Source organism: Mesorhizobium sp. M0437 (assembly GCF_040321335.1).
Lineage (GTDB): Bacteria > Pseudomonadota > Alphaproteobacteria > Rhizobiales > Rhizobiaceae > Mesorhizobium.
The window spans coordinates 1-26,634 of the sequence record NZ_JAMYRK010000029.1; the positions used below are offsets into that span (position 1 = coordinate 1).

The 26,634-nt window shown below is 63.5% G+C and carries 25 protein-coding genes; 10 read left to right on the plus strand and 15 right to left on the minus strand.

The annotated features are described in order from the left end of the window. From NKI72_RS18935 to NKI72_RS18960, 6 genes are all read right to left on the minus strand, one after another. Positions 1 to 368: IS110 family transposase (locus NKI72_RS18935; RefSeq protein ID WP_352850502.1), on the minus strand; the 368-nt coding region annotated here is incomplete at its 3' end. Between the two features lie 384 nt (positions 369 to 752). Then, positions 753 to 1,634 (minus strand): SMP-30/gluconolactonase/LRE family protein, encoded by an 882-nt coding sequence (locus tag NKI72_RS18940; protein WP_352835979.1) that lies wholly within the window; start codon positions 1,632 to 1,634, stop codon positions 753 to 755. Continuing rightward, entirely contained in the window at positions 1,634 to 2,272 is a 639-nt protein-coding gene (locus NKI72_RS18945) for a 2-dehydro-3-deoxy-6-phosphogalactonate aldolase (RefSeq protein WP_352472811.1), read from the minus strand. The genes NKI72_RS18940 and NKI72_RS18945 overlap by 1 nt, the downstream gene beginning before the upstream one ends. Next, positions 2,269 to 3,219: a 2-dehydro-3-deoxygalactonokinase gene (locus tag NKI72_RS18950; RefSeq protein ID WP_502898623.1), complete on the minus strand. Its 951-nt coding sequence runs from the start codon at positions 3,217 to 3,219 to the stop codon at positions 2,269 to 2,271. The genes NKI72_RS18945 and NKI72_RS18950 overlap by 4 nt, the downstream gene beginning before the upstream one ends. Continuing rightward, positions 3,219 to 3,986 carry an SDR family NAD(P)-dependent oxidoreductase gene (locus NKI72_RS18955; protein WP_352702070.1) on the minus strand — a complete coding sequence of 256 codons (768 nt, stop codon included), beginning with the start codon at positions 3,984 to 3,986 and terminating at the stop codon, positions 3,219 to 3,221. The genes NKI72_RS18950 and NKI72_RS18955 overlap by 1 nt, the downstream gene beginning before the upstream one ends. Positions 3,987 to 4,118: 132 nt before the next feature. After that, positions 4,119 to 5,921 carry a GtrA family protein gene (locus NKI72_RS18960; protein ID WP_352850503.1) on the minus strand — a complete coding sequence of 601 codons (1,803 nt, stop codon included), beginning with the start codon at positions 5,919 to 5,921 and terminating at the stop codon, positions 4,119 to 4,121. A 129-nt stretch (positions 5,922 to 6,050) separates the two neighbouring features. Between NKI72_RS18960 and NKI72_RS18965 the strand changes: the two genes are divergently transcribed. The 4 genes from NKI72_RS18965 (at position 6,051) to NKI72_RS18980 (ending at position 10,297) form a co-directional block, all read left to right on the plus strand. Further along, on the plus strand, positions 6,051 to 7,058 hold the full coding sequence (locus tag NKI72_RS18965) for a glycosyltransferase (RefSeq protein WP_352449624.1): 1,008 nt from the start codon (positions 6,051 to 6,053) through the stop codon (positions 7,056 to 7,058). 8 nt (positions 7,059 to 7,066) lie between these two features. Then, positions 7,067 to 7,441: a GtrA family protein gene (locus tag NKI72_RS18970; RefSeq protein ID WP_352449625.1), complete on the plus strand. Its 375-nt coding sequence runs from the start codon at positions 7,067 to 7,069 to the stop codon at positions 7,439 to 7,441. A 216-nt stretch (positions 7,442 to 7,657) separates the two neighbouring features. Continuing rightward, positions 7,658 to 8,599, plus strand: coding sequence for a glutathione synthase (gene gshB / locus NKI72_RS18975; protein WP_352835986.1), 942 nt, complete (start codon positions 7,658 to 7,660; stop codon positions 8,597 to 8,599). 168 nt (positions 8,600 to 8,767) lie between these two features. After that, positions 8,768 to 10,297: a YifB family Mg chelatase-like AAA ATPase gene (locus tag NKI72_RS18980; RefSeq protein ID WP_023679867.1), complete on the plus strand. Its 1,530-nt coding sequence runs from the start codon at positions 8,768 to 8,770 to the stop codon at positions 10,295 to 10,297. 241 nt (positions 10,298 to 10,538) lie between these two features. Here the strand turns inward: NKI72_RS18980 and NKI72_RS18985 are convergent, their stop codons facing one another. The 5 genes from NKI72_RS18985 to NKI72_RS19005 all read right to left on the minus strand — a co-directional run bounded on the left by NKI72_RS18985 (position 10,539) and on the right by NKI72_RS19005 (position 17,465). After that, positions 10,539 to 12,710, minus strand: coding sequence for a malate synthase G (locus tag NKI72_RS18985; protein WP_352835989.1), 2,172 nt, complete (start codon positions 12,708 to 12,710; stop codon positions 10,539 to 10,541). Positions 12,711 to 12,978: 268 nt separating this feature from the next. Beyond that, positions 12,979 to 15,006 (minus strand): hydantoinase/oxoprolinase N-terminal domain-containing protein, encoded by a 2,028-nt coding sequence (locus NKI72_RS18990; protein WP_352835991.1) that lies wholly within the window; start codon positions 15,004 to 15,006, stop codon positions 12,979 to 12,981. A gap of 242 nt (positions 15,007 to 15,248) precedes the next feature. Further along, positions 15,249 to 15,872, minus strand: a complete 624-nt coding sequence (locus NKI72_RS18995; protein WP_352472830.1) for a CDGSH iron-sulfur domain-containing protein — start codon at positions 15,870 to 15,872, stop codon at positions 15,249 to 15,251. A gap of 427 nt (positions 15,873 to 16,299) precedes the next feature. Continuing rightward, positions 16,300 to 16,674, minus strand: a complete 375-nt coding sequence (locus tag NKI72_RS19000; protein WP_352453928.1) for a hypothetical protein — start codon at positions 16,672 to 16,674, stop codon at positions 16,300 to 16,302. A gap of 278 nt (positions 16,675 to 16,952) precedes the next feature. Further along, positions 16,953 to 17,465, minus strand: coding sequence for a hypothetical protein (locus NKI72_RS19005; protein WP_352835995.1), 513 nt, complete (start codon positions 17,463 to 17,465; stop codon positions 16,953 to 16,955). 627 nt (positions 17,466 to 18,092) lie between these two features. Between NKI72_RS19005 and NKI72_RS19010 the strand changes: the two genes are divergently transcribed. Together NKI72_RS19010 and dinD are read left to right on the plus strand one after the other, a co-directional pair. Next, positions 18,093 to 18,302: a YegP family protein gene (locus NKI72_RS19010; RefSeq protein WP_352835998.1), complete on the plus strand. Its 210-nt coding sequence runs from the start codon at positions 18,093 to 18,095 to the stop codon at positions 18,300 to 18,302. Between the two features lie 915 nt (positions 18,303 to 19,217). Then, positions 19,218 to 20,159, plus strand: coding sequence for a DNA damage-inducible protein D (dinD, locus tag NKI72_RS19015; RefSeq protein WP_352836001.1), 942 nt, complete (start codon positions 19,218 to 19,220; stop codon positions 20,157 to 20,159). A gap of 94 nt (positions 20,160 to 20,253) precedes the next feature. Here the strand turns inward: dinD and lepA are convergent, their stop codons facing one another. After that, on the minus strand, positions 20,254 to 22,059 hold the full coding sequence (lepA, locus tag NKI72_RS19020) for a translation elongation factor 4 (RefSeq protein ID WP_352836003.1): 1,806 nt from the start codon (positions 22,057 to 22,059) through the stop codon (positions 20,254 to 20,256). A 134-nt stretch (positions 22,060 to 22,193) separates the two neighbouring features. Further along, positions 22,194 to 22,322, minus strand: coding sequence for a hypothetical protein (locus NKI72_RS19025; protein ID WP_352817959.1), 129 nt, complete (start codon positions 22,320 to 22,322; stop codon positions 22,194 to 22,196). Here NKI72_RS19025 and NKI72_RS19030 point away from each other — a divergent pair. The 4 genes from NKI72_RS19030 (at position 22,273) to msrA (ending at position 25,404) form a co-directional block, all read left to right on the plus strand. Then, positions 22,273 to 23,304, plus strand: a complete 1,032-nt coding sequence (locus tag NKI72_RS19030; RefSeq protein WP_352817957.1) for a pilus assembly protein TadG-related protein — start codon at positions 22,273 to 22,275, stop codon at positions 23,302 to 23,304. The genes NKI72_RS19025 and NKI72_RS19030 overlap by 50 nt on opposite strands. A 184-nt stretch (positions 23,305 to 23,488) precedes the next feature. Then, positions 23,489 to 24,205 carry a DUF1223 domain-containing protein gene (locus NKI72_RS19035; protein WP_502908963.1) on the plus strand — a complete coding sequence of 239 codons (717 nt, stop codon included), beginning with the start codon at positions 23,489 to 23,491 and terminating at the stop codon, positions 24,203 to 24,205. Positions 24,206 to 24,283: 78 nt separating this feature from the next. Then, complete coding sequence (locus NKI72_RS19040) at positions 24,284 to 24,598, plus strand: hypothetical protein (RefSeq protein WP_352472837.1); 315 nt, start codon at positions 24,284 to 24,286, stop codon at positions 24,596 to 24,598. A gap of 77 nt (positions 24,599 to 24,675) precedes the next feature. Further along, entirely contained in the window at positions 24,676 to 25,404 is a 729-nt protein-coding gene (gene msrA, locus NKI72_RS19045; RefSeq protein WP_352850505.1) for a peptide-methionine (S)-S-oxide reductase MsrA, read from the plus strand. A gap of 438 nt (positions 25,405 to 25,842) precedes the next feature. Here the strand turns inward: msrA and NKI72_RS19050 are convergent, their stop codons facing one another. Next, entirely contained in the window at positions 25,843 to 26,373 is a 531-nt protein-coding gene (locus tag NKI72_RS19050) for a hypothetical protein (RefSeq protein ID WP_352836029.1), read from the minus strand. Then, the gene (locus NKI72_RS19055; protein ID WP_352614782.1) at positions 26,279 to 26,602 is read right to left on the minus strand and encodes a hypothetical protein; all 324 of its coding nucleotides are present in this window, start codon (positions 26,600 to 26,602) and stop codon (positions 26,279 to 26,281) included. The genes NKI72_RS19050 and NKI72_RS19055 overlap by 95 nt, the downstream gene beginning before the upstream one ends. Positions 26,603 to 26,634: the final 32 nt, after the last annotated feature.

The window sequence follows — 26,634 nt, forward strand, 5'->3', positions numbered from 1 at the left end:
GGGCTGCGCACCGGTCGTGCTTCGAGGTCGAGAAGAGCGCCCATGCGCGCCAGCATGGCGGCGTCCAGCCGGTCGGTCTTGGCGATCCTGCCGGTGGCCTCGGCGAAGCGCCGGGCTTGGCGTGGGTTGACCTTGACCAGCGCAAGGCCAGCCGCCGCCAGCTTCCGCTCAAAGGCCCGGTGATATGGACCTGTCGGCTCATAGACGATGCGTACGCCGGGCGGGTCCAACCGGCTCGGGCTCAACCAGCTCATGAACGCCTTGTGGCCGCGGCTGTCGTTGGCAAAACGCCGGCTCGCGCCGTCGCTCAGCCTGTGGGCGTCGAGATGGTCTTTCGATATGTCGATCCCGATGGTATCGTTGGTCATCTTTCACTTGTCCTGTGCTTGTCGTTCGGAGCCGAACTCCGGGTATCCGTTCAGGCCTCAAGGGAAAGACGAGGGCGATCCGACTCTAGCTCGACCCGTCAAACGGTCAGCAATTCCACCGATCCGACCCTCGCCGCTGAGGGAGGGCGGCTACCCTCTCTCAGCGTTCCTTTCTGACCCATTCGGCAGCGAAAGTCATAAGACAAGCAATTCCAGGAAAAGTGTGAAACGGCTTTCCGTCCGGAATTGCGTCAAAACAAAGAGATAGAGCGGTTCAGCGTTCCCGCGAAACGATGAAGCGTTCAAGCATCGCACGGCGAGCGCATTCGGCTTTCGCGGAACCGACGTCAGCTGGACGCCTGCACGACAGTGCTAGATATGGGTCTAGCCAATCAGCACGCGTGGCTCGAAGCGACCATTGACTGGAATGTCGAGCATGAATGTCATGCCGGCTTGCGGGTCGAGCAGGCGCTGCTTCTCGCTCTTGCCTGACCAGGCGGAGGTGACCGCCAGCCGGTCGGCGTTCCTGCCGACGAAAGCTGGACAGGACGGCTGCGTCGCCGGCATCGCCACCGAACGGATAAGCTTGCCGTCGGGTCCATAGGCTTCGACGACGCTGCCGCCCCAGCAGGCGTTCCACAATATGCCGTCGCGGTCGAGCACCGAACCATCGATATAGCCCTTGGCCGAACGGTGATCGACGAAGACCTTCGGTTCGCCAACCGGCAGTCCGGTCGCCGGATCGCAGCCGACGCGCATCAATAGGCCGGTGCTGGTGTCGGTGTAATAGGCAATGGTCCCATCCTCGGAAAAGCAGATCGAGTTGGGCACAGTAATGTCGGCATAAAGCCGGCGCAGCTCGCCCTTGAAGAACCAGTAGATCGAACCGGCACCCTTCTCCTCGCCCTTGCCCATGGTGCCGACCCACAGCGCGCCGCAAGGGTGAACGCGTGAATCGTTCGAGCGGGTGACCGCATTGTCGGCCTCGATCGGCGTGTGCAGCGTCAGCTTGCCGGTCGCGACGTCGCGGACATGCAGACCGGTCTCGGTGGCGATCAGCTGGCGTTGGTCGTCGATGATGCAGATGGCGCTGGCCATCTGACCGAGCTCGTGGATTTTGACAGCACCGCCCGACAGGCGCTGTTCGAGGAGCTGGCCGTTGACGATGTCGAACCAGTAGAGCGTGTCGGTGGCAGGGTCATAGCTTGGTCCCTCGCCGAGTTGGCAGACATGGTCGGAAAAAACCGAAACAATGGTCTCGCTCATCATGCCGCTCCAAACGCCGCGTCCCAGGCCTGAACTGCGGCTTTCGCTCGCGCTGCCACTTCGTCGACGCTCATGCCCGGCTTGAAGAGGCTGGAGCCAAGACCGAAGACGCTGACGCCGGCTGCCTTGTAGCCGGCAAAATCCTTATCTGAAACGCCGCCGACCGCGCCGACCAGCACACTGGCCGGCAGCACCGCGCGCATCGCCGAAATGCCTGCCGCGCCAAGCACGCTCGCCGGGAAGAATTTCAATGCCGAGGCACCGAGCCGGATTGCCTGGAATGCCTCGGTCGGCGTGAACACGCCAGGCATCGTCACCATGCCGTAGTGCATGGCCCGGCCCATGACCTCGGCATCGATATTGGGGCTGACCAGCAGCCGCCCGCCGGCCTTGTGCAGGCCGTCGACATCGGCGGCGCTGAGCACCGTGCCGGCACCGACCAAGGCTGTTGGAGGAAGCGCTCCGACAATGCTGGCGATGGAGGCGTAAGGATCGGGCGAGTTGAGCGGCACCTCGATCGCTTCGATACCGGCGCCGAAGATCGCCTGGCCGATCGCCACCGCCTCGCTTGGCTTGAGGCCACGCAGGATGGCGACCAGACCCCGCTCGAGCTTTGGAAAAGGTGCGGTTTCGGTCATGCGGCAACTCCATTTCCAGCGATCATGCCATTTTCGCGCGCGGCTTCAGCAAGACCGGCACGCACCGCCTCGTCGGCGTCGACCACCCTGACCGCGAGCCCGGCAAGGCCGAGGGCGTCGGCATAGAGCTTGCCGAGTGCGCCCGACGCGATCAGCACGACGGGCACGGCACTCGCCCCATAACGGCGACTTGCCGAAGCGATCTCGCCGCCGATCAGCAGGCCGGACAGGCAGGCGGCGGCATCCTCGGGCTTCAGATCCTGCAGCAGGCTGGCGGCGCGGATCGAGAACAGTCTTGAACCGATGTCACCGCCTTCGGCCAACGCCTTCAGGCACCACTCCCGGAAAAATGGATTTTCGGCGGCAACCGGCTTCGGCGGCTCGCCCAGCGAATGGCGTAGGATCGAGTGCGCGGCCAGCACCGAAAACAGCTCGCCGGTCGGCCAGGTGCCGAAACCGGCAACAGAGCCGTCCTCGACCAGCACCCATTTCGAATGGGTGCCGGGCATGCAGACGAGGTGGCGTCCCTTTGCCGGTAAACCGGCGCCGGCAAGCTGGGTTTCCTCGCCGCGCATGACGTCAGGTGCATCGGCGAGGCGTTGGGCAAGGCCAGGCACGATGCGGATATCACGGCGCTGGCCGGGGATGTGGGCAGCGCCGGCGAGGATAGCGCCTATCGGCGCCGGCACGCTGACATAGGGTGCCTCCAGCCAGCCCTGGCGCGAACCGGCCATGCCGCAAATGATGACCGGCAGCGCCTCGGGAGCACCCATGGCGGCCAGATGCCCTTCGAGAATGGACGAAAATCCTTTAGCCTGGGCGGTGATCAGCCCGTCATCGCCGCGCCGCTCGGCGAGAACCTTGCCAGTGCCGTCGAGCAGCCATACCCTCATGCGGGTGGTGCCCCAGTCGACGGCCGCGACGGAAGCTGCTTTGCTCGATGAGATCACAGGAACCCCCCATCGACGATCAGCATCTGCGCGGTCAGCATGCGTGAGGCGTCCGACGCAAGGAACAGCACAGTGCCGATAATGTCTTCCGGCTGCATCACCTCTTTGATGCACTGTTTGGCGACATGAGCGGCGAGCGCTTCTTCGGTGACCCAGAGCTTTCTCTGCCGCTCGGTGATCACCCAGCCGGGCGCGATCGCGTTGACGCGAATGCCGTCGACGCCGAGCTTGCCGGCAAGACCCTTGGTGAGGCCGACGATGCCGGCCTTGGCGGCGGTATAGGCCGGCATGTCGGGATGGTTGATGAGAAACGAGGTCGAGGTGAAATTGATGATCGAGCCGCCGCCGGCCCGCTTCATGCCCGGCGCCACCGCCTGTGCGCTGAAGAAATGCGGGCGCAGGTTGATGGCATGGTTGTTGTCCCAGAACTCCACCGTGACGTCTTCGACGGCATGACGGTCATCCTGCGCGGCATTGTTGACCAGCACCGTCACGTCGCCATGCGCCTCTGCAGCTTTGCCCGCCGATAGCCGCAACGCCTCGATGTCGCGTATGTCGGTCTTGAGATAGAGCGGCCGCCGGCCCAGCTCCTTCTCTAACCGATCGGCCAGCGCCAGGCTCGCACGGTCGGCAATATCGATGAAGGCGACGTTTGCCCCCTGGCGGACAAAACCTTCGGTCAAGGCAGCACCAATGCCGGAGCCGCCGCCGGTGATCAGCACCGAAGCGCCTTCGAGGTCGGCAAAGCGTGCCGATGGCATCATGAAATTCTCTCCCGGTCCAATGATCTCGGTCGGCCGGCGCGCATCCTATCCAGCCGTGTCGGGCGGGCAAGGGCGAAAGAGTGGATTGTCAGGACTTATGTCCGACAAAAGGCCGCACGGGCCGCCGATCGATCAGCTGCCCAGCCGGACGCGGTACAATTCGACTGCGGCTCCGCTGGTCCCGGCAACCGGCTCAAGCCATTCCGGCACGCTGCCGCGCATCAGCCCGGCAAGAAAGCCTGCCGGCGCCTTGGCTGCGAGGAGCTTGCTTTCGGCGCTGCCGGGGCACAGCGCGACGAGGCCGACGTGATGATCCGCCACGACCGTCCGGGCATCGGCATCGGACCCAAGGAAGGCATCGAGCGCCAGCAGGTTGCCGGCGACATTGCGATGATAAGGCCCGGCGAAGACGCGATGTCCGGAATAGGCCAGGATAGGCGATCCGAGATTGGAAATTGCCAGCACGGTGGTGCCGGGCAGGCGGCCGAGTGCCGCAAAGGAGGCCATGCGCTGGCAAGCGACATCGGCGCCGTCGCCATTATCGGCGGCGGTATTGCTGTCCTCGAAGGCGACCGAGGTTGCCGCGGCAGCCCCAGTCCAGACGGCATTCACTGAAACCAGCCAGACGGCGGCCATGCGCAGCGCCACGCCGCGCGACGGGCTGACCTCTGCCCGTTGACGCCATTTGGCAATCCAGGCGGCAAGCGGGATGACGGCGAAGGCGATCGAGAATGTCGAACCGCGCACCTGCCAAGCACTGACCATGAAGGCCACGACAAGCAGCGCGCCGACAAGGCTGTCCTGCCGCCGCCAGCCGCCACGGCCAAGGCGAAGCGCCATCAGCACGAGCGCGATGAGCGGCGTGGCATAGCGCGCCACCACCCCGGCCGGATCTTCAGCGACCAGCTTGAACAGCGATTGCGCCTCGTCGATGTGATCAAGCCATAGCTCCTTGAGGCGCGGATCGAGGTTGGCGTAGGGCGCTGCCAGGCATTGTGGGAACAAAAGGACGACGAGAGCGGCCAATATCAGGGCAAGCAGGCCAAGCGAGGCGAACCGCCGTTGGCGCGTGCGGCCGGCGGGCTCGATCGACGCTATCGCCGCAAGGCCGGTTCCGGCAATCGCCGCGACGACGAACTGCACGGCCGAGAAGGCGTCGCATTGCGCCTGACCCCAGGCGGACCACGGAATGGTGACGACAAAGACGAGGGCGGAGACGCCGGCAAAGCCGAGGCCGAAATCCCTGGCAATCGACCTCTCGCCATCGGCGTCGAGGGCAAACAGCGTGGCGACTGAGGCGCCGATGGTGGCGACATAAGGCGCGGTTTCCATGCCGACGGCCAGCATCAATCCGGCGCACAGGCCGGAGAGCAATGCCGCCGGCCTGCGCCTTGGCGCTTCAAGCAACAGGCTCAGGCTGGCCATGCTCAGCATCAGCTGGACATTGTGGTGATCGAGCGCGCCAGGCGAAAAAATGCCGAGGAAATACAGTGCGGCAGCGCCGATCACGACAGCGGGCAGCACGGCGCTGTCACCGGCAAAGCTGCGCGCGGCGCGAGCCGTGAAAAATACGGTCAGGCAGAAGAGCAGCGCCGGCCACAGCACTTGCGCAACATTCTCGGCAAAGGCCGCGCTGCCGGTCAGGGCCGATACGGCGATGATGATGGCGGCGATCGGCGCATCGACCAGCCGCGACCAATGCATGACGAAACCGCCTTCCAGGCCCATCCTGTACTGGTGGAGATCGAACCAGCTTTGGCCGGCCAGCATGTCGCGAACTTCGACGAGGCGCAGCAGATTGTCGTTGTCGCCGCCGGCATTGGTCAGTGCCGGGAAGCCGGCAAAGGCATTGACGGCAAGCGCCAGCAGCGTGGCAAGCAGCGCCAGCGCGATATCGGACCTCCAAATGGAGGCGCCATCGTCGGCTGTGCTCATATCAGGACCTTTGGAAGGAATACGGTGCGGTTTAAACCTAGCCTTAACAGCTTCAATAAATAGTAAAGCCGCCCGAGCGAGGCCGGCGCTTGAGTGGTCAGGGGCCTCACAGGGCATCCGGAGACGAAAATGCCACAAGAAGTGCGCCATGAGCCGAGCATCGCCGTGCTCCTGCCTTGCTACAATGAAGAGCTGACGATCGGCGAAGTGGTGCGGCGCTTTCGCGAAACGCTGCCTGCCGCCGCGATCTATGTCTACGACAACAATTCGCGCGACCTGACGGCGCTCCGAGCCCGCGCCGCCGGCGCCATCGTGGTGCGCGAGCCGCGCCAGGGCAAAGGCAATGTCGTGCGCCGCATGTTCGCCGACATCGAGGCCGACATCTACCTGATGGCCGACGGCGACGGCACCTATGCGCCGGAGGACGCGCCACAACTGATCAACACGCTGCTGACCGAGCGCTCCGACATGGTGGTGGGCACCAGGCGCGGCGTCGTCAACGACGCCGGCAGGACAGGCCACGCCTTCGGCAACCGCATCTTCAACAGCCTCTACAAACGTTTGTTCGGCTCGGACTTTACCGATATCTTCTCGGGTTACCGCGCCTTCACCAGGCGCTTCGTCAAGAGTTTTCCCGCCGTTTCCGGCGGTTTCGAGATCGAGACCGAAATGTCGGTGCACGCCTCGCAGCTCAAATTGCCGGTCAGCGAGATCGGACTCGACTATGGCCGCCGGCCGGAAGGCTCCTCGTCGAAGCTGTCGACCTTTCGCGACGGCGCGAAGATCCTGTGGATGTTCGCCATGCTGATGAAGGAGACGCAGCCGCTGCGTTTCTTCGGCGCTTTTTCGGTGTTCTTCCTGGCATCAAGCCTGTTTCTGATGGCGCCGGTGCTGATCGAGTTCGCCGAAACCGGGCTTGTGCCGCGCATGCCGACGTGGGTGCTGTCGGTCGGGCTGCTGCTGCTGTCGATGCTGGCGGCGGTGACCGGGGTAATCCTCGATTCGGTGTCGCGCGGCCGGGCCGAGCAGAAGCGCATCTTCTATCTGTCGATGCCTTCCGGCCGCGTCGAACGCGAACGCGCAAGTGCGCTCGCGACTTTGAAGACCGGACCGCGCAAGACCCCGCGGGCGGCTTAGAGCCCTAAATGGGACGCCTCGCCCGCTTCATTGTCGCCGGCGGCATCGGCTTCGTCGCCGACGCGGCGGCGCTTTGGCTGGTGTTGGCGATAGCGCCGCTTGGCCCCTTCGCGGCTCGCATCATCTCGATCGGTTTTGCCCTGTCCGTCACCTGGCTGATCAACCGCCATCTGACCTTCTCGCCTTCCAGCCGCGGCGTCGCGCAAGAGGGCGCCCGCTATGGCGGCGTCGGCATTGCCACCAGCGTCGTCAATTATCTCGTCTATTGCGCCATGCTGTTCGCACTGCCGATGGTGTCGCCGCTCATAGCCCTTGCGGTCGCCTCGCTGGTCGCCATGGCACTGTCCTTCCTCGGCTATTCCAAGCTGGTCTTCGACCGCTGAGAACTATCGCGTCGAGGTCTGCGCCAAGCGAAGCGCAGCCTCATCGTGACCTTGGCCGATTGGCAGAAGCCGCCGATTTCCTTATATCGCTGTCGTCGATGCATCGGCCCGAAAATCGGAATCGATTTTCGGAAAGCACGATGCATGGATTCAAAAAATGTTGGAGCGTACTTTGTGCGTCCAAGTGGATCGCTCCAAGTGCGCCGGAGAGCTGCCATGCCCCTGAAAGTCGCCGTCCAGATGGACCACATCTCCACCGTGTCGGTAGCCGGCGACACGTCGTTTGCGCTGTCGCTGGAGGCGCAGCGGCGCGGCCACCAGTTGTTCCACTACACGCCCGACCGGCTGTCGCTGCGCGACGGCAAGGTGTTTGCCCGTATCGAGGCGATGCAGGTTCGCGACGAGAAGGGCAATCATTATTCGCTGGGCGAAGAAGTCCGCACCGATCTTTCGGAGATGGACGTCATCCTTTTGCGGCAGGATCCACCCTTCGACATGAACTACATCACCACCACGCATATCCTCGAGCGCATCCATCCGAAGACGCTGGTGGTCAACGACCCGGCCTGGGTGCGCAACAGCCCGGAAAAGATCTTCGTCACCGAATTTCCCGACCTGATGCCGGACACGCTGATCACCAAGGACCCGCTCGAGGTCGCAGCCTTCCGCAAGGAGTTCGGCGATATCATCGTCAAACCGCTCTACGGCAATGGCGGCGCCGGCATCTTCCACCTGCACGAGGCCGACCGCAACCTCGCCTCGCTGCTCGAAATGTTCGGCCAGATGTTCCGCGAACCCTACATCGTGCAGCGCTACCTCAAGGAGGTGCGGGCTGGCGACAAGCGCATCATCCTGATTGACGGCGAGCCTGTCGGCGCCATCAACCGCGTGCCGGCCGAGCATGATTCGCGCTCCAACATGCATGTCGGCGGCCGCGCCGAAAAGACCGAATTGACGGAACGCGAACGCGAGATCTGCGCCCGCATCGGCCCCGCGCTGAAAGAGCGCGGCTTCATCCTCGTCGGCATCGACGTCATCGGCGACTACATGACCGAGATCAACGTGACCTCACCGACGGGCATACGCGAAGTGCAGCGCTTCGGCGGCGCCGACATCGCCAGCCTGTTCTGGGATGCCGTGGAGGAGAAGCGCAACTAGCGTACATTGCTTCTGGAAGCGGCCGCGTTGCAAACCATTGCAGCCGTGGCGCTCAGCTGTTCCCCAAATGTTCTTGCCTTCGCCGGTAATCTGTGGTTGTCTCCGGTGACGCCGTTCGCGGCATGATCGCAAAGGCTTGGGGCAAAAGCCTGCATCCGGGGTGAAGACATGGTGGCGCGGGTTCGCACGGTTGCTTTCCAGGGCATCGAGGCCGTGCCGGTCGACGTGCAGGTGATGATCGCGCCGGGCAAAGTCAACATGCACATCGTCGGGCTGGCCGACAAGGCTGTGGCCGAAAGCCGCGAGCGGGTGCAGGCAGCGCTGCATGCATCCGGCCTGTCGATGCCGTCGAAGAAGGTCACCGTCAATCTGGCGCCGGCCGACCTGCCCAAGGAAGGCAGCCACTACGATCTGCCGATCGCCCTCGGGCTGATGGCGGCGCTCGGCGCCATTCCGGGCGACATGCTGGCCGGCTATGTCGTGCTTGGCGAATTGTCACTCGACGGAACCATCGCCGCGGTGGCTGGCGCGCTGCCGGCGGCAATCGGTGCCAACGCCGAAGGCAAGGGCTTGATCTGCCCGTTCGCCTGCGGGCCGGAAGCGGCCTGGGCCGGCAAGGACTTCGACATATTGGCGCCGCGCAGCCTGATCGCCATCGCCAATCATTTTCGCGGCACGCAGGTTCTGTCACGGCCGGAAGCCGGCATCCATGCCGCGGCGCGCGACCTGCCCGACCTTGCCGACATCAAGGGCCAGGAGACCGCCAAGCGGGCGCTGGAGGTGGCGGCCGCCGGCGGCCACAATCTTCTGATGGTCGGACCGCCGGGGTCGGGAAAGTCGATGCTGGCGCAGCGGCTGCCGTCGATCCTGCCGCCGCTGGCGCCCAGGGAATTGCTCGAAGTCTCGATGATCGCCTCGGTGGCCGGCGAACTCGGCGAAGGAAAACTCACCGACCGGCGGCCGTTCCGCGCGCCGCATCATTCGGCCTCGATGGCGGCGATGGTCGGCGGCGGGTTGCGCGTGCGGCCGGGCGAGGCCTCGCTTGCCCATCACGGCGTGCTGTTCCTCGACGAATTCCCCGAATTCTCGCCGCAGGCGCTCGATGCACTGCGCCAGCCGCTCGAGACCGGCGACTGCATGATCGCGCGCGCCAATCATCGCGTCACCTATCCGGCGCGTATCCAGCTGGTCGCGGCGATGAACCCGTGCCGTTGCGGCATGGCCGGCGAGCCCGGCTATCGCTGCCTGCGCGGCGACCGCTGCCGCACCGACTACCAGGCGCGCATTTCCGGCCCGCTGCTCGATCGCATCGATCTCAGGATCGAGGTGCCGGCGGTCTCGGCCAGCGATCTGATCCGGCCGGACCGGGCGGAGAAAAGTGCCGCCGTCGCACTACGTGTTGCCCGCGCCCGTACGATCCAGCGAGAGCGCTTCGAGCGGCTCGGCGCGACCGCCACCACCAACGCCCATTGCTCGCCGTCAGTCATCGAGGAGATCGCCATGCCCGACGCCGCCGGCCTGTCGCTGCTCAGGGATGCCAGCGAAAAGCTCGGCTTTTCCGCACGAGCCTATCACCGCGTCTTGAAGGTGGCGCGGACACTGGCCGATCTCGAGGCCAGCGAAACAGTCGGCCGCATCCATCTGGCCGAAGCGATTTCCTACCGCATGAGCTCGGAACGGATGGCGCAGGCGGCGTGACGTTCCCCTCCCCCTTGAGGGGAGGGTGGCCGCGAAGCGGCCGGGTGGGGTCGCCGGTGAGACGCTCGGCCTGTCGCATTTCGAAACCGACCGAGGTGCGGAGCGTTGCGATGCTCCTCCTAAGGCGCACCGTCAGAATTGGGTTGGCGCACTGCATTGGCGACCCTTCGGGCCACCCTCCCCTCAAGGGGGAGGGGGACGCCGGCGCTTACCCTTGGCCGGCGTGCATCGTGCTTTCGGTTCAGCCGTTATCCCGCGTCTTCAGCTCCAGCCGCCGTGCGTGCAGCACTGGCTCGGTGTAGCCGTTGGGTTGCACGCGCCCCTTGAAGACCAGGTCACAGGCGGCGAGGAAGGCGATGGACTTGTCGAAATCCGGCGCCATCGACCGGTAGAGCGGATCGCCGTCGTTCTGGCGGTCGACGATCGCCGCCATGCGTTTCATCGTCTCCATGACCTGCTCGGGCGTGCAGACGCCGTGATGCAGCCAGTTGGCGATGTGCTGCGAGGAGATGCGCAGTGTGGCGCGGTCCTCCATCAGGCCGACGTCGTTTACGTCAGGCACTTTCGAACAGCCGACGCCCTGGTCGATCCAGCGCACGACATAGCCCAGAATGCCTTGCGCATTGTTGTCGAGCTCCTTCTGGATGTCTTCTGGCGACCAGTTCGGCCGCACAGCGACCGGCACCGACAGGATGTCGTCGAGTTTTGCCTTGGGCCGGCTCTTCAGCGCCGCTTGCACGGCATGAACGTCGACCTTGTGATAATGGGTGGCGTGCAGCGTCGCGGCCGTCGGCGACGGCACCCAGGCGGTGTTGGCGCCGGCTTTGGGATGCACGATTTTCTCGGCCAGCATCGCCGCCATCAGGTCGGGCATCGCCCACATGCCCTTGCCTATCTGGGCGTGGCCGGCCAACCCACATTCCAGCCCGATGTCGACGTTCCAGGCTTCGTAGGCGGCAATCCAGGCGGCCTGCTTCATGTCGCCCTTGCGGATCATCGGGCCGGCTTCCATCGAGGTGTGGATCTCGTCGCCGGTGCGATCGAGGAAGCCGGTGTTGATGAAGACGACGCGTTCTTTCGCGGCGCGGATCGCCTCCTTGAGGTTGACGGTGGTGCGCCGCTCCTCGTCCATGATGCCCATCTTGATGGTGTTTTTGGGCACGCCGAGCAGCGCCTCGACGCGGTCGAAAATCTCGACGGCGAAGGCAACTTCGTCGGGCCCGTGCATCTTGGGCTTTACGATGTACATCGAGCCGGCGCGAGAATTGGCGCGGCGCCCGTTCACGCCGATGTCATGCAGCGCGATCAGCGCCGTCAGCGCCGCATCCATGATGCCTTCCGGCACCTCGTTGCCGTCGCGGTCCGATATCGCCGGATTGGTCATGAGGTGGCCGACATTCCTGACCAGCATCAGCGAGCGGCCGGGCAAGGTCAGCGTGCCGCCATCGGGCGCGGTATAGGTGCGGTCGGGGTTGAGCCTGCGGACAAAGCTCTTGCCGGCCTTGGTGATCTCCTCCGCCAAGTCGCCCTTCATCAGGCCGAGCCAGTTGCGGTAGACCAGCACCTTGTCCTGCGCATCCACTGCGGCGATCGAATCCTCGCAGTCCTGGATGGTGGTCAGTGCCGATTCCAGCACGACATCGGCAATGCCGGCCGGATCGGTGCGGCCGATCTGGTTGTTGCGGTCGATGACGATTTCGATGTGCAGGCCGTTCTTGACCAGCAGGACGGCTTCGGGGTCGGCGGCATCGCCGCGATAGCCGGCAAACTGTCTGAGGTCGGCAAGCGTGGTGGCGCCGGCACCCTCGCCCAGCCGCAACATGCCGTTGGCGACCGAAAGCCCGTTGACGCCGGCCCATTTGCCTGTGGTGAGCGGCACCGCCTCGTCGAAGAAGCTTTTCACCCAGGCGACGACCTTGGCGCCGCGCGCCGGATTGAATTTGTTGCCTCGCTCGGCGCCGGCCGTCTCCGGGATAGCGTCGGTGCCGTAGAGCGCATCGTACAGCGAGCCCCAGCGCGCATTGGCGGCATTCAGCGCATAACGCGCGTTCATCACCGGCACCACCAGCTGCGGCCCGGCAACCAAAGCGATTTCCGGGTCGACATTTTCGGTGGTCACGCTGAACGCCGGCCCCTCGGGCAGCAGATAGCCGATCTCGCGGAGGAACGTCTTGTAGGCCTCCATGTCGACGGGCGCGCCATTGTCGCGATACCAGCGGTCGAGCTTGTCCTGCATGGCATCGCGCTTTTCGAGCAGTGCCCGGTTTTTTGGCGAGAGATCATGGACGATCGCCGAAAAACCGTTCCAGAATGCCTCCGCCTCGATGCCGGTGCCCGGCATCGCTTCGTTCACGACGAAATCATGAAGCTCGCGGGCAATCCGCAATCCGGCGATCTCGACGCGATCGGTCATCAGGGCTTCTCCAGACGAAAGGCTAGGCCGGGCCTTTGGCATGTCACGGTGGCAGGGTCAATTCAGCTCAGGGTGAAGGTAGGGCGTTTTCGCTGCCGATCTCCCCCTTGAGGGCCCCTTGTGGGGGAGATGGCCGGCAGGCCAGAGGGGGTCGCCTCGCGTGGAAGTGCAACCTCTTCTTTGCACCAAATCGCGTCGCGCTTCATGCGAGGCGACCCCCTCGGTCGCCTTCGGCGACATCTCCCCCTCGAGGGGGTAGATTACGCGCTCACACCGCAATCCTTGGCCGTCCCGACGCCACCGCCACGACATGCGCCTCGATGAACATGCGCTGGCCCTCTACTGTGGAGACGCGGAACTCGCTGGCGATTTCGATCTCGGCGCTGTCGGTGCCGGCGTCCTTCGCCCGCCCGGCGGCAATCGCCCGCACATCTTTCTCCGCTGCGGCGATCGCCGCTGCTTCGTCGTTGAAATCGCGCACGCTTTCACCGGAGGCGACGCGGAACAGGCCTTCCTTGGGCTGGCTGACCCGCGCCTCGGCCGAAACCCGGACCTGGCCGACGACGGCGCCGAGCGCGTTGGCGACATCGGTATCCTGCGGCACCACGCATCGATTGCCGACCAGCTCGGCGAGGCCGGCATAATGCAGCGGTGCCGAGGCGCCGAGGCCGATGACCGGACGGTCGAGCGCGACGCTCAAGCGGGCGATGCCGGGATGCGCGTCGACGGCGCGCTGGACCAGGGCATGGGCGACGGTCGCCGCGCCATCCAGCCCGTCCTCGGCAAAGGCGGTTTCGAGGATGACTTCGGCCGACAGGCGGGTCAGCGCGGTCAGCACCCGTTCCGAGATCGCCTCCGGCGAGGCGGCGATGAACTGGCCGCGGCCGTCGCGCCTGCGCGTGAACAGCTCGGCACCCAGACGCGCCGCGGCCGCATCCCAATTGGCCTGCCTGCCCAGCACATGCGCGGCGTCCGACGGCGTGAAGCCGGCGACATGCACCAGCCCGCGCGACACCAGCCGGTTCAAGGTGGCGTTCTGGGCGTTCGAGGTCAGCAATCTGTCGAGAGCCTGCGGCACAGCACCGATCATCTCGTAAAGCTTGGCTTCGGCGCCGGTCAGTCCGGCCGCCAGCCGCTCCGGCACGCCGGTGCGCACCGCGAGGCGGCCATCCATGCGGCCGGAATTGGGTGCGCGCAGCTGGCGCTCGAGCTCCGCCGTGACGGCCTCGCCATGCATCAAGCCGGCCAGCGCCAGCGGCACCAGGCGGCGCGGGCCGAGCAGGATTCTCGGATTGAGCGCGCCGTCCTCCAGCGCCACTTCGGAATCGCCGCCGAGGCCAAAGGTGCGCATGGCGACGGCCTCGACCATGGTGCGGAACCCGCCGACGGTGGCGCCTTCCGGATCGAGCCGCGGCCGGCCCTTGTCGAGCACGGCGACGTCGGTGGTGGTGCCGCCGATATCGGAGACCACGGCATCGTCGATGCCGGTCATGTGGCGGGCACCGACGAGGCTGGCGGCCGGGCCGGACAGGATGGTCTCGATCGGCCGCTGGCGGGCAAAGGCAGCCGAGACCAGAGCGCCGTCGCCGCGCACCACCATCAGCGGGGCGGCAATGTTGCGCGCGGCCAAAAAGCCTTCCGTTGCCGCGACCAGCCGGTCGATCATCGAGATCAGCCTGGCGTTGAGCAATGTCGTCAGCGCCCGGCGCGGGCCGCCGAGCTTGGCCGACAGTTCGTGGCTGGCGGTGACCGGCAGGCCGGTCCTGTCGCGGATCAGGTTCCGCGCGCTTAGCTCATGCGCCGGGTTGCGGGTGGCGAAATAGGCGCAGACGGCAAAGCCGGACACCGACTTTTCCAGTTCCGGCAAAGCTGCCTCCAGCCCGGACAGATCGAGCTTTGCCGCATTGCCGTGGACATCGTGGCCGCCGGGGCAGAACACCACCGGGTCGGTGCCAAGCGCCGCCTTCAGCCCGTCGCGGGCAAGGTCGCCCTCGGCAAAGCCGATCATCACCAGCGCCACGCGGCCGCCCTGGCCCTCGACCAGCGCGTTGGTGGCTAGCGTCGTCGACATAGATACCAGTTTGATCGCTGCCGGGTCGGTGCCGGCCATTTCGAGCACCGCATCGACCGCGCCGGAGATGCCGACCGCCAGATCATGGCGCGTGGTCAGCGCCTTGGCCTTGGCCAGCACCTTTCCGCTTGGCCCGCCGGCCTCCGACCACAGCACGGCGTCGGTATAGGTGCCGCCGGTGTCGATGCCGAGGAACAGGGGTGAGGGTTTGGGCTTGGCGGTCATATTTGGGTCCGGAGAATTCGTCTCCGCCCCTTAGCGGATATGAACGGGCCGATAAAGGCACGAGCGCTGGGCCAAGGCAGCGTAATCTCCCCCCTCGAGGGGGAGATGGCCGGCAGGCCAGAGGGGGGCGTCTCGCGTGGAGCGCCGGCATTCTCTGGCCGCGATGGCGTTGGCGTCAGGACGTACCGACCCCCTCTGTCGCCTTCGGCGACATCTCCCCCTCAAGGGGGGAGATCGCTAGGCTACCCCACAAACCCCACGCGCTTGTGCGAGCCATCGCAGAACGGCTTGTTGGCGGAGTGGCCGCAGCGGCAGAGGAAGGTGCGTTGCGTACGGTCGACCGTGTGGCCGGTGCCGGTGACGATTTCGACATTGCCTTCGAGCTTGAGCGGGCCGTTGGTCGTCGGTGTGACGGTCAGCGGGCCATTCCGCACCTCCAGCGCCGGCGTGTCCTTCAGCGCCGGCTCGCCGGTGGCGGTGAAGCCCGCCTTGGCGTGGCTGCCGTCGCAGAACGGCTTGTTTTCCGAGGCGCCGCAGCGGCAGAGCGTGGCGCGGTAAAACGTTTCGCCGCCCAACACGATCTCGGCATGGACGGCAAGCGGACCGTTTTCCCTTATGCGCACAATGTTGACCACCGGCGGCTGTTCCTGCGGCCCGCCATCCTTGCGGACATAGGTGATGGCGCCGGACGGGCAGGCTTCGGCGAGCGCCACGATCTTCTCGACGCTGGCCGCCTCGGGGTGGATCCACTGGCCGGGCGCGTTGGGCACGAAAACATGCGGATCGCCAAGCACGCAGTTGCGCGAATGGATGCAACGTTTTCCCGAAAAGCCGATGTCGATCTTCTCGCCTTCGACCACTGCCATGGGTGGGTCTCCTGTCGGACTACGCTATGGCGACAGTCAGGACGACGTCAAGGCAGCATTCTCCCCCTCGTGAGGGCCGACCTCGGGCGCGGCGGTAAGGGAATTCCCATTTTTTGCTCGCAGCACCACATTTTGTTCTTGCTTTGTGCCGGCAGCTATGCTACTAATTTGGGTATGGTGCCAATTGGCTCCAACGACCCGCCCGCCGAGGCGGGTTTTTTGTTTCAGCTTTGAATTTCCGTTGCCGGCCTGCACTCGCGGGACGGCCCTCTCCCCCCTCGAGGGGGAGATGGCCGCGCAGCGGCCAGAGGGGGTCGGCACGACCGGACTCGGCCTGCTGCTGCAGAACAGGTTGGCGCTCTATGCGCGGCGACCCCCTCTGTCGCCTTTGGCGACATCTCCCCCTCAAGGGGGGAGATCTGCCACGTCACGGAACCAGATCGATTTCCTCGGTCTCGCCGCCACTGCAGGTGTAGCAGCAATCGTCGCACTTTTCCGTATTGCCGGGGCCGACGCCCCAATAGGTGTTCTCGTCGCCGTCGACCCAGGCGCCGTAGCAGATCGATTCGCCGTCACTGCAGGACAGCGGGATCGACTTGGTCTCGCCGTCGTTGAGATAGTAATCCTGATTGTTGCCCGGCCAGACATGATCGCGGTCCTGGCTGTAGAGCTCGACGCGCATGGCGTTCGGATGGCTGTTCTTGATCTCGAAGGTGACATCACCGGCATGCGCGACGGGCGCAAACAGTGCGGCAATGAACAGCCCAGCGGCAATGCGGCGCGCGAAAGCGTAGGACGACATGATGATTTCCCCCCGGAATGAAGCGGCCTGCCCGGCCGCGAGCGAGAACATGGCATGGCGGCGGGATGGGTGGAAGGGGGTGCGCCATTTGCACACCGCGAAAGGCGCAGCGTTGCCAAGGAAGACCCCTCTCCGGTTTGCTTCGCAAACCACCTCTCCCCACTTCGTGGGGCGAGGACATGCCAATAGCCGAAGCCTCACAAGACCTGGGTTCCTCGCCCCCACGAAGTGGGGGAGAGGTGGCCGCGAAGGCCGGAGAGGGGGCGGTCCGACTGGCCTCACCGGCTGGGCTTCAGCAGCGTCCAGATCCAGCCGATGAATGTGAGCACCAGGAAGGGATATCCGGCAGCGGGCAGCGGCGTCGAGGTCGGCAGCAAAGGCGCACCCCACAGGATCAGGCCCACTGAGACGACAAACAGCACAGCCGCCACGACAGCGGTAAGCCGCATCCACGGCGCGAAGGTTTTCGGCGCGCTGACCATGACCAGCGCCGCCGCCCAAAGCGAGATACCGCCGACATAGGAGGGCACGCTGGCCTCAAGCCCCGCCGCATTGCCGGAGAGCAGCAGGCTTTCGCCGGCGAGAAAGGTCAAAAATCCAGCCGCCACGCAGTCATTGCCCTGGCGCTGATATTTCATCGTCAGCAGCGCGGTCGCCACCACCAGCGCCACGCCGTCGATCGTCCAGAGCGTTTCGCGAAGTTCGGCGCTCGCCACGAAGGTGCCGGCGAGGCCCAGAGCGCCGCCGATGGCGAGGCCAATCGCGGCAATGGTGTCCAAAGTGGAACGCATTGAGATCTCCCCCCTCTAGGCCGCAAGGATACTTCAGGATAGGGCGTTCTCCAATGGCGGCCCCCAAGCTCTACAGGCGCGTTGCCCGGCGCATATCTCATGGCGTCGGGAGGCGGTTCGGTGAGGTGGAAGCTGATCATCGCTCCGCCGGGAAGGTGAAGAGCTGAAACGCATAAAGGAATACGGATATGTAAAATTGGCAATAACGTCAGTAGTGCAGACTTGTTTTTGCAGCGCGCTAGAATCAAAGCGATTCGCAATATTTGCTTTTGGCCGAAAAATATTATTGTTTCTGGGGTGAGAGATCACGGACGCTAGGTTATCCACTCTGGGGAAGAGCTAAGTAAGCGCCTGAATTTATTACGAAAATCTTGAGGCCGCCAGCTCGCGTTAACGGTCTACTAGCCATATCTTGACTCTCGCCTCTGCTTGCCTCATTCAAGAAATCGTCCAGAATAAAGAAACCGCCGCAAAGCTGGCGAGCCGCGGCGGTTTCAAAGTTCTAACCCGCACAAGATTTGGATGTCAGGCGCGAGGTATGGTGTGTTTGGTACACTGATCTTGAATCAGAATAATGCGCCATGGTCAAGCCTGACGTTCGCTTACGCCACTCAAGGAGTTACTCCAATGGCGCAGCGTACTTATCCCTCGTACTGGTTGTACAAGGACAATCGTGGTGAATGGCGTTGGACCTACGAAGCTGTGAATGGCGAGACAATCGCCGTGAGCAGCGAAGGCTACAAGCGTCGCGTTGATGCAGAGCGCGGTATCGATATCATGAACGCTTCGACAGACAGCCTTGTCTGGTATCCGGCAAATCTTGAGAACGCCGCATGAAGTTGTCTGAAAGGCCCGCCATTTTGGCGGGCCTTTCTTTTTGCAGATTCAGATGCGTGGAAGGATGCGTCAATGCCATCTTTTGGAATTTCTGCCCTATTGAGAATCGTTCACATGAACGTGCGCCCACAGCGTACCGAGCTGCGCCGGAGATCTACCCCAAGAGAAGGAGGCTATGATTTTCACAGCAGCCTCCGCCGACTCTGCCACCGTCTGACGGCGGGGGAGCCCCTGGAGAGTCTGTTGGCTGCAACTTTAACAATTGCATCGGAGCCAGAGAGACGGTCCGCCCAACTTGGCCTACGGCGGCTGGACGCTTGGAGAGCTGTCAACCCGGGCGCAATTTTGGAATTCCCACCGACTACTGTGCGAAGCCCTGGCGGAACGTTTTCTGTTAGGTTCACACCAAACGTTGGCCTCAGAGTTGGAGGCCAATCTGTCGCTATTCACGTTTGGAATACCGCACTCCCGCGACTGGAACCAAGACTGGTCCGAGCCGTTCTATCCGCATTCCAGGCTGGCTACCAATCAGGGGACAACTCACCTGATGACATTGCCGTCCTATGCTTGCAAACGATGCGCCTTATTCGTCTAGGTGACGCATCAGAGGTTACAGAGCTCGGTCGGCTAATCTTTGCAAATATTGATGGTATTTTTCGAGAGATTGCTGCGGATTTGGGAGAATCCCCGCCTGTACCCGAGGATCGTCCCCCGCCGCCGCCTCCCGGAGAATAATCTCCATCGCACAGCTTCAGCGCCGCTGGGCGGGCTCGCCTCCGGCAGTTCCCCGGCTTTCGCCGCAACTAGGATGGCAGGCCGAACGCGATTCGGCCAAGCCGGGGATAAGGGTCAATTGTAAGCCGAAACATTGTTGACGCGTGGTAATGTGTCTGATCACGAATCGGAGTTGCTTGAATGCCTGAAGATAATGACCGCTCCCGGAAGCTGGCAGAAATCGCCTTCGGAGAAGCATTCCATCCCCAAGAGCTAACTGCAACGAATGCCACGATCGAAGACCTTATAACGAAATTCGAGGAAGCTGCTCAAACGGATGAGGAGGGCAACGAATTTTGGTATGCCCGCGATCTACAGCGACTATTCGGATATGCGAAGTGGGACAACTTTTTGACGGTTGTCGATAAGGCACGCGAAGCGTGTAGTTCGTCAGGAAATGCAACTTCCGATCATTTTGCTGGCGTCGGGAAAATGATCAGTCTCGGCAAGGGGGCCGAACGCGAGATAGATGACATTGTCCTCAGCCGGTATGCCAGCTATTTGACGGCACTGAATGGCGACGCGAGAAAACAAGAAGTAGCGTTCGCCCAGACGTATTTTGCGATACAGACCCGTCGCCAAGAGATTGCAGACAAGGCCGCTGCCGAATACGTCCCTCTATCTGAGGATGAGCGTCGCTGCCTGCTTCGCGACGAGATCAAAGAGCACAACAGGAACCTGGCCAGCGCCGCTAAGAATGCCGGCGTTCGTGAAGGGCTCGATTTCGCTATCTTCCAAACCTACGGCTATAAAGGTCTCTATGGCGGCTTGGATGTTCCTGGCATACGGCGGCGCAAAGGACTCAAAGCCAACAAGCAAATCTTGGATCACATGGGCAGCACGGAGTTAGCGGCGAATCTGTTCCGTGCCACTCAGACGGAAGAAAAGCTACGTCGAGAGCAGACCAGAGGAAAGGACGCCGCCAACCGTATTCACTTCGATGTTGGCGCGAAGGTCCGCCAGACTATCCGCGAAATTGGCGGTGATATGCCAGAGACGCTACCGCCTGCGGAAGACATCAAAAAGGTCGAACGCCGCCTGAAGAGAGGCATCGGCACACAGAAGGGGATTACCGGCCGGTAGCTTTCTTCAGCCTGTCAACCGTCAACGCTGCCGACTTCGTCACTTTCTTCAACGCGCGGCCAAGGCTCCTGTCAAACAAGCGGGCGCAGCCCGCCTAATCGCCCATCTTCAGCGCCTGGATAAACGCCTCCTGCGGGATATCCACCTTGCCGAACTGGCGCATCCGCTTCTTGCCCTCTTTCTGCTTGTCGAGCAGCTTGCGCTTTCGTGAGACGTCGCCGCCGTAGCATTTTGCGGTGACGTCCTTGCGCAGCGCCGAGATGGTCTCGCGGGCGATGACCTTGCCGCCGATCGCGGCCTGGATCGGGATCTTGAACAGATGGTGCGGGATCAGCTCCTTCAGCTTCTCGCACATCTGGCGGCCGCGCTTTTCCGCCGCGGTGCGGTGGACCAGCATCGACAGCGCGTCGACCGGCTCTTCGTTGACCAGGATCGACATCTTGACCAGGTCGCCTTCCTTGTAGTCGGTCAAATGATAGTCGAACGAGGCGTAGCCCTTGGAGATCGACTTCAGCCGGTCGTAGAAGTCGAAGACCACCTCGTTGAGCGGCAGGTCGTAGATCAGCATGGCGCGTTTGCCGACATAGGAGAGGTCGGCCTGAATGCCGCGCCGGTCCTGGCAGAGCTTCAGGATGCCGCCGAGATAGTCGTCCGGGGTGAGGATGGTGGCGCGGATCCATGGCTCCTCGATGGCCGATATCTTGACCACGTCGGGCATGTCGGCCGGGTTGTGCAGTTCCTTGACCGAGCCGTCGTTCAACAGCAGGCGGTAGACGACGCTAGGCGCGGTGGCGATGAGGTCGAGATTGAACTCGCGCTCCAGCCGCTCCTGGATGATTTCGAGATGCAGCAGGCCGAGGAAGCCGCAGCGATAGCCGAAGCCGAGCGCGGCGCTGGTTTCCATTTCAAAGGAGAAGGACGCGTCGTTGAGGCGCAGCTTGCCGACAGCGGCGCGCAGATCCTCGAAATCGGCGGCGTCGACCGGGAACAGGCCGCAGAACACCACCGGCTGTGCCGGCTTGAAGCCGGGCAGGGCCTGTGCCGTCGGCCGCTTGTCCTCGGTGATGGTGTCGCCGACGCGGGTGTCGGCAACCTCCTTGATCGAGCCGGTGAAGAAACCGAACTCGCCGGGGCCGAGCTCGTCGACATTGATGCGGGCTGGCGTAAAGACGCCGGTGCGCTCGACCAGGTACCTGGCGCCGGTACCCATCATGCGGATGGTCTGGCCCTTTTTCAAGACGCCGTCGATGATGCGGACCAGCACGATGACGCCGAGATAGGCATCGTACCAGCTATCGACCAGCATCGCCTTCAGCGGGGCCGCGATGTCGCCCTCGCGCGGCGGCGGCAGATCGTTGACGATCGCTTCCAGCACGTCGGGAATGCCGAGCCCGGTCTTGGCCGAGATCAGTACGGCGTTGGAGGCGTCGATGCCGATCACCTCCTCGACCTGTTCGCGGATGCGCTCGGGCTCGGCGGCGGGCAGGTCGACCTTGTTCAGCACCACGACGATTTCGTGGTTGTTGTCGATCGCCTGGTAGACATTGGCCAGCGTCTGCGCCTCGACGCCTTGCGAGGCGTCGACGACCAGCAGCGAACCTTCGCAGGCGGCGAGCGAGCGCGACACTTCATAGGCGAAGTCGACATGGCCGGGCGTGTCGATCAGGTTGAGGATATAGTCCTGTCCATTGTTGGCGCGGTATTTCAGCCGCACCGTCTGCGCCTTGATGGTGATGCCGCGCTCGCGCTCGATGTCCATCGAGTCCAGCACCTGCTCCTTCATGTCGCGCAGCTCCAGCCCGCCGGTCGACTGGATCAGCCGGTCGGCAAGCGTGGATTTGCCATGGTCGATATGGGCAACGATGGAGAAGTTGCGGATGTTCTTGATCGGCGTGGTCATGCGGCGCGCTTTAGCAGGGGCACGGTACATCGGCAAGCGGCGGGACGCGGGTGCGGCGGCGGGGCGGCAAAGTCGTTAAACTTTGATCCATGAGATTAGAGCATAGTTTGCGCCCGGCGTGGTAGCCCACCGGTCTATCGCCGTTTCGGGGGGATCGGAATGCCGCCGTCAGCACGCAAATTTCTCAGATCGGTGAGCGGCTCGTTCGCGCCATTGCTCGCCATCTTGCTTATCCCGATGGTTGCCGCATTGGGTTTTTCCATCGACTATACCTCCGCGGTTTCAACCAGGGCATCGATGCAGAACGCCCTCGATGCAGCGTCGCTGTCGATCACGACGCTTGCGACGACCACGACGTTGGCGGACCGCCAGGTAAGCCTGCAGGACTCATATCTGGCCAATGGCGGGCAAGGCACGGCCAAGCTCGACAGCTTCGTCGTCGCCACCGACGGCGCCGCCAGCATCAAGGCTTCGGCCGGCTTTGCCATGCCGACGAATTTCATGCAGATCGCGAGGATCAACACGGTGCAGGTCGGCGTTGCGTCGGCAGTGACAAAGCGGCCGGCATTGGTGGAGGCCACGTTCAAGGTCGACAAGATCTCTGGCTGGTGGGACAAGACGGTGACGCTCTACGGCACCAAATTCGGGGACACGGTGGCCAACAAGCTGATGAGGATCTCCTACGCGTACAACAGGTTTGGCGATCCCAAAGGCTACGGGACGTCCTCTGTTTACACGATCAACGGAACGACGGAGACGCTGGTCCAGAAACAAGTATGCACGACCGTCACGGTGACCAGCTTCTATGGCTTGCCCACCGGCACAATCACTCAGATCAGCGGCACCAGGAAATACGCAACCACCTGCGTCAACACGATGTATCCCGCGACCGGCGCCGGTGCGGTGATCGATGTGAAGGACATGGATAACCTGTCTCTGGAGATGAAGATTCCGAATCCCAATCCTGGTCTTGGCGGCGGCTATCTGGCCTCGGGCACGAAAGAAACCCTGCGATCGGACGATCCGGCCACGTCCGACCGATTGTTCATCGACAAGGTCAAGACACTGGCCAATACGACTGTCGACATCTTTGAGGCCGTGCCGTGCGGCATCACCAGCAGTCAAGCGTGGGAAGATGGCGGATCACTTACCAACAACACCATAGACGATGCCGATTTTTCCTATTTTGTGACCGGCAAGTGCGCGTTCAACAAGCGGCCTTCGGAAACCGTGCTCACACAATAGGGGCGACTTGAGTGCCTACCTCCCCCTTGTGGGTCCTCAAGGGGGAGATCGGACATCGCCTCGGCCCTCGCCAATGCTCTAGGAACTCGGACTTCTCCTCAATCACGAAGCGGTGATGCTGTAACGAAGCGTGCGTCGGCGGCGAAGTGTGGACATGACACGATGTCTGCGCAGGAGAAATGCGATGCCCGGATCGACAGCGAAACGCAGCACAGCCCTGATGGGGCTCGCCGCGGCACTGTTTTCCGCGACTGTGCTGTCGGCAACCAGCGCGGCCGCCGGCGAGACGCTGACCGTCGTCGAGCTGTTCACCAGCCAGGGCTGCTCGTCCTGTCCGCCGGCCAACGCCAATCTGATCAAGGTCAAGGACCGGCCCGGCGTGCTGGCGCTGTCCTTCAACGTCACCTACTGGGACTATCTCGGCTGGAAGGACACATTCGGCAAAGAAGAATTCACGCAGCGCCAGGTCCGCTATGAACCGTCGCTCGGCCGTTCCGGCCCGTTCACGCCGCAAGTGGTGGTCAATGGCAGGGCCGATGCCGTCGGCGCCAGGCCGGGCGAGATCGAGCAGCTGATTTCGAGCGGCGGCCACGGTGACGGACCTTCGCTGTCGCTCGCCGGCGGAAAGGTCAGCATCGGCGCCGGTCCGGTGCCCGGCGGCAAGGCCGACGTCTGGCTGGTGCGTTACGGCAAGGGCATCGTCGACGTGCCGGTGGCGCGCGGCGAAAACACCGGCCGCACGCTGCCGCACGCCAACGGCGTGCATTCGCTGACCAGGCTGGGCAGTTGGACCGGCGACGCCACCGCACTGCCGCTGCCGGCGGCGACGGGCGGCCTCAGCACAGCGGTGCTGGTGCAGGTGCCGGGCGGCGGGCCGATCCTTGCTGCCGCTACGAACTAGAAACCCTGCCGAAATTTTCACAACGCGCAGCGGCGCCGCCGCATGCGATCAACCCTGCCAGAACCCTAGGAGATCATCATGACCAATCGTTTGACCAATCGCCCGACCCTGGCGGCACTCGCCTTCGCACTTTGCTCGACGGCGCTGTTCGCAGGAGGCGCGGCGCGGGCCGAAGATGCGATGAAGCCGGCGATGGCGACAAACGCCATGAAGCCGGCAACGGATGCCATGAAGCCGGCCGGCGCCATGGCCGCTGACGCGATGGCCACGACCGCGATGAGGGCGGGCGATCCGATGAAGGCCGACTGCATGAACAAGGCCGCCGCCGAGACGGACGCCATGAAGAAAGCCGAAGCGACCAAGGCCTGCGATGCCATGGCTCCGACCAAATAGGCGATGCGCACAGCAATGTGAGAGCCCGGCGGACCTATCCGTCGTATAATCCAAACCAGCATCATGGGAGATCAGACATGACCGGAGCCGTGAAACGATCGTCGATTTTCGCAAAAGCAGCACTTGCCGCGCTCATCCTCACGGCCGCCGCGGCCGTATTCTGGCAGACGCCGGCAGTCTCGGCCGAAGACGCGGTGGTGATCCCGCCGCCGGCAATGGACGAGAAGGCCACCGCCGGCATCGAAAAGGCGGTCTTCGCCGGCGGCTGCTTCTGGGGTGTGCAAGGCGTGTTCCAGCACATCAAGGGCGTCACCAGCGCCGTTTCCGGCTATGCCGGCGGCGACCAGGACACGGCCGTCTATGAAATGGTCGGCACCAGCCGGACGGGCCATGCCGAATCCGTCGAGATCACCTACGAGCCGTCCAAGGTGACCTACGGCCAGTTGCTGCAGGTATATTTCTCGGTCGCGCACAACCCGACGCAACTGAACTACCAGGGCCCGGACAGCGGCACCCAGTACCGTTCGACGATCTTTGCCGAAAACGACGCACAGAAAAAGATCGCCGAAAGCTACATCGCCCAGCTCGACAAGGCCAAGGTGTTTCCCAAGCCGATCGTGACGACGCTGGAGACCGGCAAGACCTTCTATCCGGCCGAGGACTATCACCAGGACTTTCTGACGCTCAACCCGACCTATCCCTATATCGTCTACAATGATCTGCCCAAGGTCGAGAATCTGAAGCGGCTGTTCCCCAACCTCTACAGTGAAAAGCCGGTGCTGGTGCTGGCCGCCAACAAGAGCTGAGCTTTTGCGGGGGGCCTGCTGATCTCCCCTCTTGAGGGGGAGATGGCCGGCAGGCCAGAGGGGGTCGGTTCGGTTGGCGCGACGCGGTCCGGCATATCGAGGAAGACGAAGTTGGCACTCCACGCGCGGCGACCCCCTCTGTCGCTTTCAGCGACATCTCCCCCTCAAGGGCAGGGCTATCGCAGATGGAACGCCGAGGCTTTCGCTCTACGACGTACCCCCACCCCTAACCCCTCCCCACAAGGGGGAGGGAGACTTCCGTTGGCGCTGACCTCGGCAAATTTGCCTGCCTTTCGGCGCCAAAAGGGGAAGTAAGGGCGCGCGGCAGCATTCCCTCCCCCTTGTGGGGAGGGTTAGGGTGGGGGTCCATCTTCGTAAGAATCCAAATGCGATAGCCCTGCCCTCAAGGGGGGAGATCAGCAGTTTCCGCGCTTCGCACTAGTCCCCCTTTTTCCAGGGCAGGCTCCAGCGCACCTTCTCCAGCGTCGCCTTTGCCTCGGCCGAGTCCGGGTCGGGTTCTGTCTCGCGATAATGCGCCGAGCCCTCAGGCGGGTAGGCAAGTGTGTTGTTGAGGGCGAATTTGTCGATCTGGCTGAAGTCGGGGAAAGGCAGGTTTTGCGCCTCGCGCCAAGCGCTGACCCTTTTCTCCGCGGCGATGCGTTTTTCGTCGTCGACCGGAAGGTCGGTGGCTCTGTATTCCAGTGACGAAGGGAAGGCGAACTGCGCGCCGGCATCATCCATGATGTTGATCATGGACAACAGGATGTCCTCGCGTATGGCTTGAAAATCGGCCACGTCGGCGGTTTTGACATAAGTGAACACGTCGATATCGAGCGAATAGGCGCCGAAGCCGGCAAAGCGCACGCGGCACGGCTCATCGATGACGCGCGGATGGGCAATCAGCAGCTTGCGCAGCTCGGCCAGGACGTAACGTAGCTGATCGGGCCTTAGCCTCGATACGGCCGTTATAAAGCGGGTACACGCCGTTTACGTCAGTGCCCGTCTGCTCGAACTTGATCTGGGCGCCGCCGCCGCGCCACTTCGTGTCCCACACGCCCGTCCAGTTGGCCGCGTCCTGGGCATGCGCCTGCGGCATGGCCGGCAGCAGGCCGGCAAGCGCGAGTGCGCCGATCAGCGCGACCGTCCGGATCAGCAAAAGCAGCAGCCGATCCTGTCCTGCCGCAGAAAAGGGGTTCATTCTGTTGCCCTTCTTCTTGCCGGCGATTCTGC

Bases quoted from the DNA above. Each gene is read 5' to 3' on its own strand.
- NKI72_RS18995 (WP_352472830.1), bottom strand. From the start codon at position 15,872: ATGGCAGTGGTCGAAGGCGAGAAGATCGACATCGGCTTTTCGGGAAAA.
- NKI72_RS19000 (WP_352453928.1), bottom strand. From the start codon at position 16,674: ATGTCGTCCTACGCTTTCGCGCGCCGCATTGCCGCTGGGCTGTTCATT.
- NKI72_RS19010 (WP_352835998.1), top strand. From the start codon at position 18,093: ATGGCGCAGCGTACTTATCCCTCGTACTGGTTGTACAAGGACAATCGT.
- NKI72_RS18965 (WP_352449624.1), top strand. From the start codon at position 6,051: ATGCCACAAGAAGTGCGCCATGAGCCGAGCATCGCCGTGCTCCTGCCT.
- NKI72_RS18990 (WP_352835991.1), bottom strand. From the start codon at position 15,006: ATGACCGCCAAGCCCAAACCCTCACCCCTGTTCCTCGGCATCGACACC.
- NKI72_RS18970 (WP_352449625.1), top strand. From the start codon at position 7,067: ATGGGACGCCTCGCCCGCTTCATTGTCGCCGGCGGCATCGGCTTCGTC.
- NKI72_RS18960 (WP_352850503.1), bottom strand. From the start codon at position 5,921: ATGAGCACAGCCGACGATGGCGCCTCCATTTGGAGGTCCGATATCGCG.
- NKI72_RS19005 (WP_352835995.1), bottom strand. From the start codon at position 17,465: ATGCGTTCCACTTTGGACACCATTGCCGCGATTGGCCTCGCCATCGGC.
- NKI72_RS18945 (WP_352472811.1), bottom strand. From the start codon at position 2,272: ATGACCGAAACCGCACCTTTTCCAAAGCTCGAGCGGGGTCTGGTCGCC.
- NKI72_RS18980 (WP_023679867.1), top strand. From the start codon at position 8,768: ATGGTGGCGCGGGTTCGCACGGTTGCTTTCCAGGGCATCGAGGCCGTG.
- NKI72_RS18955 (WP_352702070.1), bottom strand. From the start codon at position 3,986: ATGATGCCATCGGCACGCTTTGCCGACCTCGAAGGCGCTTCGGTGCTG.
- NKI72_RS18940 (WP_352835979.1), bottom strand. From the start codon at position 1,634: ATGAGCGAGACCATTGTTTCGGTTTTTTCCGACCATGTCTGCCAACTC.
- gshB (WP_352835986.1), top strand. From the start codon at position 7,658: ATGCCCCTGAAAGTCGCCGTCCAGATGGACCACATCTCCACCGTGTCG.
- msrA (WP_352850505.1), top strand. From the start codon at position 24,676: ATGACCGGAGCCGTGAAACGATCGTCGATTTTCGCAAAAGCAGCACTT.
- dinD (WP_352836001.1), top strand. From the start codon at position 19,218: ATGCCTGAAGATAATGACCGCTCCCGGAAGCTGGCAGAAATCGCCTTC.
- NKI72_RS19035 (WP_502908963.1), top strand. From the start codon at position 23,489: ATGCCCGGATCGACAGCGAAACGCAGCACAGCCCTGATGGGGCTCGCC.
- NKI72_RS18985 (WP_352835989.1), bottom strand. From the start codon at position 12,710: ATGACCGATCGCGTCGAGATCGCCGGATTGCGGATTGCCCGCGAGCTT.
- lepA (WP_352836003.1), bottom strand. From the start codon at position 22,059: ATGACCACGCCGATCAAGAACATCCGCAACTTCTCCATCGTTGCCCAT.
- NKI72_RS19055 (WP_352614782.1), bottom strand. From the start codon at position 26,602: ATGAACCCCTTTTCTGCGGCAGGACAGGATCGGCTGCTGCTTTTGCTG.
- NKI72_RS19025 (WP_352817959.1), bottom strand. From the start codon at position 22,322: ATGGAAAAACCCAATGCGGCAACCATCGGGATAAGCAAGATGGCGAGC.
- NKI72_RS19040 (WP_352472837.1), top strand. From the start codon at position 24,284: ATGACCAATCGTTTGACCAATCGCCCGACCCTGGCGGCACTCGCCTTC.